This is a genomic window from Asticcacaulis sp. W401b (assembly GCF_046503825.1).
Taxonomy (GTDB): Bacteria; Pseudomonadota; Alphaproteobacteria; order Caulobacterales; family Caulobacteraceae; genus Asticcacaulis.
On record NZ_JBKFEE010000001.1, the window covers coordinates 1,002,908 to 1,008,907 of the forward strand.

The window sequence follows — 6,000 nt, forward strand, 5'->3', positions numbered from 1 at the left end:
TGTTCATCCGAATTGATTTCGCAAACAGAATGCATAGCTCTTTAACATTCGTAATTTCTGGAAATATGGGCGCTATACTCAGTGTAGCCAACGGTTTCCAGAAAATCACCGCTCCGCAGCGGTTTAAATGATCAAATATCCGGGGTGTCTGATGTCGCGGAGATCAAGGCCTTAAAGTGCATACGGAGCTTTTCAAAAAGAGCTGCGACCGATGCCATGGCCACGCCAACAGCATCCGCGGTGAAATCAAACACATTAGCGCTTCGACCCGTGAAAAACTGCACCACCTCAATCAGCGCGCCAAAGCCAAGCAGGCTTACGATGATGAGTATGCGCCGGCTTGAGGGCAGCGCAGCCTGTAGAAGCAGGGTCAAACAAAAGAAAGCCAGCAAGTGCGCCTCTTTGTCACTCAGCCCGAACTGTGACTCCGCGCCTTGAAAGGGGCCGAGGGTGAGGACCGCAATCACGATGAAGAGGATACCCACGCACACCTGTACCCCTCTTAAGCCTGTAGGTGCCTTCGTCATAACCCACTCCACTTCGAAACGATTAAATAGTCTGCACGGCCGTTTACCGTCGCTTAATGTTAATATTGCGTCCGCGAAGCAAATAACGCAAGTGCAGCATTTAGGGATAGTCACTTTCAAGCTGTTTATAAAAAAGCGTGAGTAATATTTTTTTATCCTTGTTTTTAAAGTTGTAATTAACTGTCATAAAGTATCATAAAGGGACTCAGCGAGGATCCCATGGCAGCTCAACCCCTCTGGCATACGATGTCCAAATCTCAAAATCGCGGCAAAAAGTCTGCGGTCTTGAAATCGGTTGATGCCTCCGACGTCGAACTCGCGCAAACCGCTTCGCCCGCTCTGATATTACAAGATCATGTTGCGCAGTCGTTCGCCGAGGAAAAGAAGACGCCTTTTGGTTGGACCCTCCTCGGTTTAGTGGCGTTTTGCGGCACGTTTTGGGCCCTCCTCGCGCTTCTGATCTGGCATTGAGGCTATCTGCGCCAAATTGAGCATCGTGCGGTCGATGCCGGCCCCAGTGCTGGGAGTTTTTCGGCAATTCCCTCGATGATTTCCATTTCCAAAAATCTCGCCCCACGCTAGATTTTAGCTTGGGGGAAAGTCCGTTAGTAACTCTGCGACACGGCATGACGCCCTACCCTAGGTGCAGTTGCGGCCATCCGGTTTTATCACGGGTTCGCCGTTCGTTGACTTGAGACTGGTATGCTAACGATCCAATCGAGACTTCTATCTGCCCTGCCGGGGTTATTGTTCGGGGCATTGCTTCTATTTGCCTGGGCGCTGCCGGATAGCTCGAAGCCGAGCGTCGCGGGCCTTGTTATCTCGATCGGGTGCGTTCTGAGCGCGGGCGTCTGGCTGTGGCCGTTGAAAACCTCACCCGCGTTGATGAAGCGTCCTGAGCTTGTTTTTGTAGCTGCAGCATTTTTCATATTCGCTCTCATCATTGGGATGAAGCCCTTGCTTCACCTTGCCGTGGGTCACAGCTACCCCTCATTAGCCCTCTTCGATCCGTCTGCCGCATTGGTCCAGTACTTACTCCTTGCCGGCGTGGCCTTTTGCTTCACAGGCGCGTTCCGGATGTCCATGACGGATGAGCGCGGTAAAGCCCTCCTGGACGGCGTCATATATGCGGGTGGTATATGGGCTGTGGTGTCGATACTGATGCAGATTGCGGACCCAAACGGTATCTACGGCATACAAAAAATGGCAGCTGGTCGCCTTACGGGTGCGTTCTCGTCAGCCAACAGCGCAGCTACTCTTTTTGGATCGGTCTCGGTCTTAGCACTCGGTCGGCTGATTGATCGGTTTCAGTCGACGAGGAGCCGATCCACCTTAAGCCGGATCGATCCTGCCTATTTTGCATGTTGGTTAGCAACTTTAGGCGCGCTGCTGATGACATCGTCACGCGGCGGTATGTTGTCAACCGTGATTGCCAGCGTTCTGATCTTTCTGGTTCTAACCTTTCGCAAGATGTCGCCAGTCAAGAGTGGGCTCACTCTCGTAGCAGCGGTATGTGTTCTGGCGGTGATGTTTGCGGCACCCCTGCAGGCGGTCGTAGGGCGTTTTGAGGCTACAGAGACGGACGCGGCAACACGAAATGTCATTTTTTCCGCTCACCAGGATATTGCCTCGAGTCAGTCATTGTTTGGTAGCGGGCTTGGGTCGTTCCAGCAGGTCAATAGCCTCATTTTGTCGCCCGAGAACTATCCGGAACTGTCGACCATTGGTGCGCTGCACAATGTGTACCTCCAATGGTATCTGGAAACAGGATTGCTTGGCCTAATAAGTCTGATCGCCCTAAATGTTTCGATAGTCGTCTTGATTTGGCTCGGGTTCCGTAGACGCCAAAGTGTCGGTCCACGCCTGCCGACTGTTCTTGCGGCCCACAGCGTCTTCCTGCTCCACGGATTTACCGATTACGCATTTCAGGAACCCGCCCTGACAATCTTCGTTGCGACCATCCTTGGAAATGCGCTCGCTTTGGCGACGAACGAGAGAGGACGGGGATAGAAGAGGTTCCTGCCTTAAATGAACTAAGGCCCGCTCAACGCGGCGCGCTTTGTCCGAACCACCAAAATGAAGCGAACCTATTGAGTCGGCTTCAAAAGCAATTGGTCTTCGGCGGGTCTTCCTTGCGAGAGAAGGGAATCCGTGAACACGCTCATCGCGTCAGGCCGAGATAACGCCCTCAGAAGCCGCTCGCGCCTACCCGTATGCTTAGGTGATGGTGTCTCGATTTCAGCAAGAATCGCTTGTGCGAGGGCTGACGCATCCCCTGGAGGAACAATTCGGGCTTCCCCTTCCAAGAAATCGAATAGCTCTGTGTCTTCATTCGCCATGACAATCATCGCCCGACCACTGGCTAACATCCCGCCAAGTTTAGAAGGGAGTACGAGATCTGCCACGTCACTCTCTTGAGGCAAAACGTGGGCGTCGGCTAATGCCAAAAGGTCTCCGAGACGCTCTTCCGGCTGCAAGGGGAGAAAGCGAATATTGGGCAGATTACGTTCGACAAGTTTGGATTTTTCTGGCCCTTCGCCAGCTATCACAAACACTATGCCAGCATTTTCTTGCAGAGCCTCCGCCGCATCGGCCACCAGATGCAATGCCTGCTTTTTTCCTATGTTACCTGCATAGAGGACAACGAACTGGGTTGCGTCTATCCCCAGTTCATCACGGTACGTGTTGCGACCTGGACGCGGCACCAGACTGTCTACATCTACCCAATTCCGCACGATGCTAAGGTGCGGATTCCGACGATGCCGAGCACTCATTCCGAGATGAAGCCGCGCACTATTCCGACATCATGCCGCGCACCACTGGCGAGCCGTTGATGTTGTTTTAGGTGGTCTGATTATGTGTCTCAGGTCAAGGGCGAGTTTGATTTTAGCCGGCGCATGGATTCGCCTTTCAGCGAGATACGATGCGCATTATGGACGAGTCTGTCGAGGATAGCGTCAGCATAGGTCGCATTCCCGATTAGGCTGTGCCAGTCAGCGACGGGCAGTTGGCTGGTGATGAGGGTTGATTTGCGACCATACCGATCTTCGAGGATTTCGAGAAGGTCATGGCGAGATTGGGTATCAAGCGGTGTCAGCCCCCAGTCATCCATGATCAGGAGTTCGACGGCACCGAGCGCTTTTATCCGCCTGGCCAGAGAGCCGTCCGCATGGGCGAGCGCCAGCTCATCAAAGAGCTTGGGCGTTCGCACATAGAGGACGGCGCGGTTATCGCGGCAAGCCTTTTGACCGAAGGCGCAGGCTAACCAGCTTTTGCCGACACCCGTCGGTCCCTCCAGGATCAGGTTTTCATGGTTATCGATCCATTTGAGGGTAAGGAGATCCTGGATCAGGCGCCTGTCGAGGCCGCGATCGGCGCGGAAGTCGATGTCTTCCGCTGCGGCCTTGTGCCGAAGCCTGGCGAAGCGCAGCCGTGCGGCCAGGCGTTTGTCATATCGCAGTGCCTGTTCGCGATCTAACAGCAAGGCGAGCCATTCACCATGTGACAGCCCATCGGCGTCTGGGTTAGCGGCGATATCGTGGAAGGCCTTGGCCATGCCATAAAGGCCCATGGCGTTCAGCTGGTCGATTGTCGGATGAGGTAGCAACGGCACAGTCTCCTCCAGTTTCAGTGGTAGTAGGTTGAGCCTCGGATATTGGTGTGGAAGAGGTCGTGCGACTGATCGACCTCTTCGCCACGCCGGTTGATAGGCCGGCCCTCCAGGCGGTTATCGAGGATGGATTTGATTGAGCCGTAGTTCAGGGCCCCGATCTCAAGTGCCCGCTCGCAGGCCGCTTCCAGTCTAGCGGCACCAAAGACTTTAGCCATGCGTACAACGCCCAGGCAGGTTCTGAAGCCCTGCTCTGGGTGGGGCCGCCGGTCAAGAATGCGTTGGCAAAGCAGTGCGGTATTGGGACCGACCGCCTCGGCGGACCGGAGCAAGGCTGCAGGCGTCATGCCGTCGTAACGGCGGTGGCTGGAAGGCATGTGCTCGGCCAGGGTGGTGTGCTTACCATCACCCGATCCGCGCACGTGACACGCAATACGTTCGCCATGAAGGAAGATCTCGATTGTCCGGCGGGTAGCGCGCAGTTCAACGTCGCAGCGGGCATAGCGGTAGGGGATCGAGTAAAAGTGCCGGTCGAATTCGACGTGATAATCGATGCCTGTTAATTTTCGCCGAGAATTGACCTAGGATTTTCACTGAGAATTGACCCGCTAAAAGGTATAATGGTGCGGGTTTGCAGTGCGTCAAGACATAGTTTTCTCCCTCTTGGTTTTGGCGGTTGCGGAGCTTGCCTTGAAGCGGAAGCTGTCGTTTCCGGTCTCAAGTATGTGACAGTGATGCGTTAGCCGATCGAGTAGCGCCGTTGTCATCTTCGCATCACCGAAGACCCCTGCCCATTCGCTGAAGCTGAGGTTGGTCGTAATGACGACCGAAGTGCGCTCATAGAGTTTGCTCAGCAGGTGGAACAAGAGAGCGCCGCCAGATGGACTGAACGGCAGGTACCCAAGCTCGTCGAGGATGACCATGTCGAGCTTGAGCAATCGATCGGCCATTTGCCCCACCTTACCCTGTGCCTTTTCCTGTTCGAGGAGGTTGACCAGTTCAATGGTCGAGAAGAACCTGACCTTCTTGCGGTGATGCTCGACGGCCTGGACGCCGATGGCGGTGGCCATATGCGTTTTGCCAGTGCCAGGCCCACCGATCAGGACCACGTTTTGCGCACCGTTGAGGAACTCGCAAAGATGCAACTGTCTCACCAGGGCCTCATTGACCTCGCTAGAGGCGAACGTGAAGGCGGATAAGTCCTTGTAGGCTGGGAAGCGGGCGGACTTAATCTGGTAGGATATAGACCGGACCTCGCGTTCTGCGGTCTCGGCCTTCAGAAGTTGCGACAGCACTGGCATTGCCGCTTCGAAGGCCGGTGAGCCTTGCTCCATCAACTCGCCGACAGCCTGGGCCATGCCGTACATTTTCAGGGATTTCAGCATGATGACAATGGCGGCACTGGCAGGATCATGACGCATGGCGAGCCTCCCCGCGCAGCGCATCATAGCGCTCCACGTTAGCCAGGGGTTCTTGTGCCAGCCGCAGGGCCTGGGGGGCATCTATGGTTTCCGGCGGTGTCGTGCCGTCAACCAGGCGATGCAGCAGGTTCAGGATATGGGTCTTTGTAGGCACGCCTGCATCCAGTGCCATCTCTACGGCCTGCAGAACAATCTGTTCATCGTGCTGCAGAACCAAGGCAAGGACTTCCACCATTTCGCGGTCCCCGCCCTGCCGTTTGAGGAGATGAACTTGTAGGCGGCGGAAGGCTTCAGGCAACTCCAGGAATGGGGCGCCGTTGCGTAAGGCGCCGGGCTTGCGCTGGATCACCGCCAGATAATGCCGCCAGTCGTAAATCGTCCGACCGCCTCCATGATGAGAGCGCTCAATGATCCTTTTGTGCTCACACAGGATCTGGCCTTC

7 protein-coding genes and 2 pseudogenes are annotated in these 6,000 nt (G+C 55.2%); 2 read left to right on the plus strand and 7 right to left on the minus strand.

Going from position 1 to position 6,000, the window contains the following annotated elements; translation table 11 throughout:
• Positions 1 to 131: 131 nt before the first annotated feature.
• The gene (locus tag ACK8OE_RS04660; protein ID WP_410271575.1) at positions 132 to 527 is read right to left on the minus strand and encodes a VanZ family protein; all 396 of its coding nucleotides are present in this window, start codon (positions 525 to 527) and stop codon (positions 132 to 134) included.
• A 219-nt stretch (positions 528 to 746) separates the two neighbouring features.
• On the opposite strand from ACK8OE_RS04660, the gene ACK8OE_RS04665 reads away from it, so the two are divergent.
• Together ACK8OE_RS04665 and ACK8OE_RS04670 are read left to right on the plus strand one after the other, a co-directional pair.
• The gene (locus ACK8OE_RS04665) at positions 747 to 998 is read left to right on the plus strand and encodes a hypothetical protein (protein ID WP_410271576.1); all 252 of its coding nucleotides are present in this window, start codon (positions 747 to 749) and stop codon (positions 996 to 998) included.
• A gap of 231 nt (positions 999 to 1,229) precedes the next feature.
• On the plus strand, positions 1,230 to 2,537 hold the full coding sequence (locus tag ACK8OE_RS04670; protein ID WP_410271577.1) for an O-antigen ligase family protein: 1,308 nt from the start codon (positions 1,230 to 1,232) through the stop codon (positions 2,535 to 2,537).
• A gap of 77 nt (positions 2,538 to 2,614) precedes the next feature.
• On the opposite strand, the gene ACK8OE_RS04675 is transcribed toward ACK8OE_RS04670, so the two are convergent.
• The 6 genes and pseudogenes from ACK8OE_RS04675 to ACK8OE_RS04700 form a co-directional block, all read right to left on the minus strand.
• Complete coding sequence (locus tag ACK8OE_RS04675) at positions 2,615 to 3,232, minus strand: glycosyltransferase (RefSeq protein WP_410271578.1); 618 nt, start codon at positions 3,230 to 3,232, stop codon at positions 2,615 to 2,617.
• Positions 3,233 to 3,390: 158 nt separating this feature from the next.
• Positions 3,391 to 4,134, minus strand: a complete 744-nt coding sequence (gene istB / locus ACK8OE_RS04680; protein WP_410271598.1) for an IS21-like element helper ATPase IstB — start codon at positions 4,132 to 4,134, stop codon at positions 3,391 to 3,393.
• Positions 4,135 to 4,154: 20 nt separating this feature from the next.
• Positions 4,155 to 4,355: a hypothetical protein gene (locus ACK8OE_RS04685; RefSeq protein ID WP_410271579.1), complete on the minus strand. Its 201-nt coding sequence runs from the start codon at positions 4,353 to 4,355 to the stop codon at positions 4,155 to 4,157.
• Between the two features lie 183 nt (positions 4,356 to 4,538).
• Positions 4,539 to 4,691 (minus strand): annotated as a pseudogene (locus ACK8OE_RS04690) (Mu transposase domain-containing protein); the annotation flags it as partial.
• Between the two features lie 87 nt (positions 4,692 to 4,778).
• Positions 4,779 to 5,558, minus strand: a complete 780-nt coding sequence (gene istB / locus ACK8OE_RS04695) for an IS21-like element helper ATPase IstB (protein ID WP_410271580.1) — start codon at positions 5,556 to 5,558, stop codon at positions 4,779 to 4,781.
• Positions 5,548 to 6,000, minus strand: a pseudogene (locus ACK8OE_RS04700) (IS21 family transposase); the annotation flags it as partial. The gene istB (ACK8OE_RS04695) and the pseudogene ACK8OE_RS04700, both read right to left, overlap by 11 nt.

Bases quoted from the DNA above. Each gene is read 5' to 3' on its own strand.
- ACK8OE_RS04660 (WP_410271575.1), bottom strand. From the start codon at position 527: ATGACGAAGGCACCTACAGGCTTAAGAGGGGTACAGGTGTGCGTGGGT.
- ACK8OE_RS04665 (WP_410271576.1), top strand. From the start codon at position 747: ATGGCAGCTCAACCCCTCTGGCATACGATGTCCAAATCTCAAAATCGC.
- ACK8OE_RS04670 (WP_410271577.1), top strand. From the start codon at position 1,230: ATGCTAACGATCCAATCGAGACTTCTATCTGCCCTGCCGGGGTTATTG.
- ACK8OE_RS04685 (WP_410271579.1), bottom strand. From the start codon at position 4,355: ATGGCTAAAGTCTTTGGTGCCGCTAGACTGGAAGCGGCCTGCGAGCGG.
- istB (WP_410271580.1), bottom strand. From the start codon at position 5,558: ATGCGTCATGATCCTGCCAGTGCCGCCATTGTCATCATGCTGAAATCC.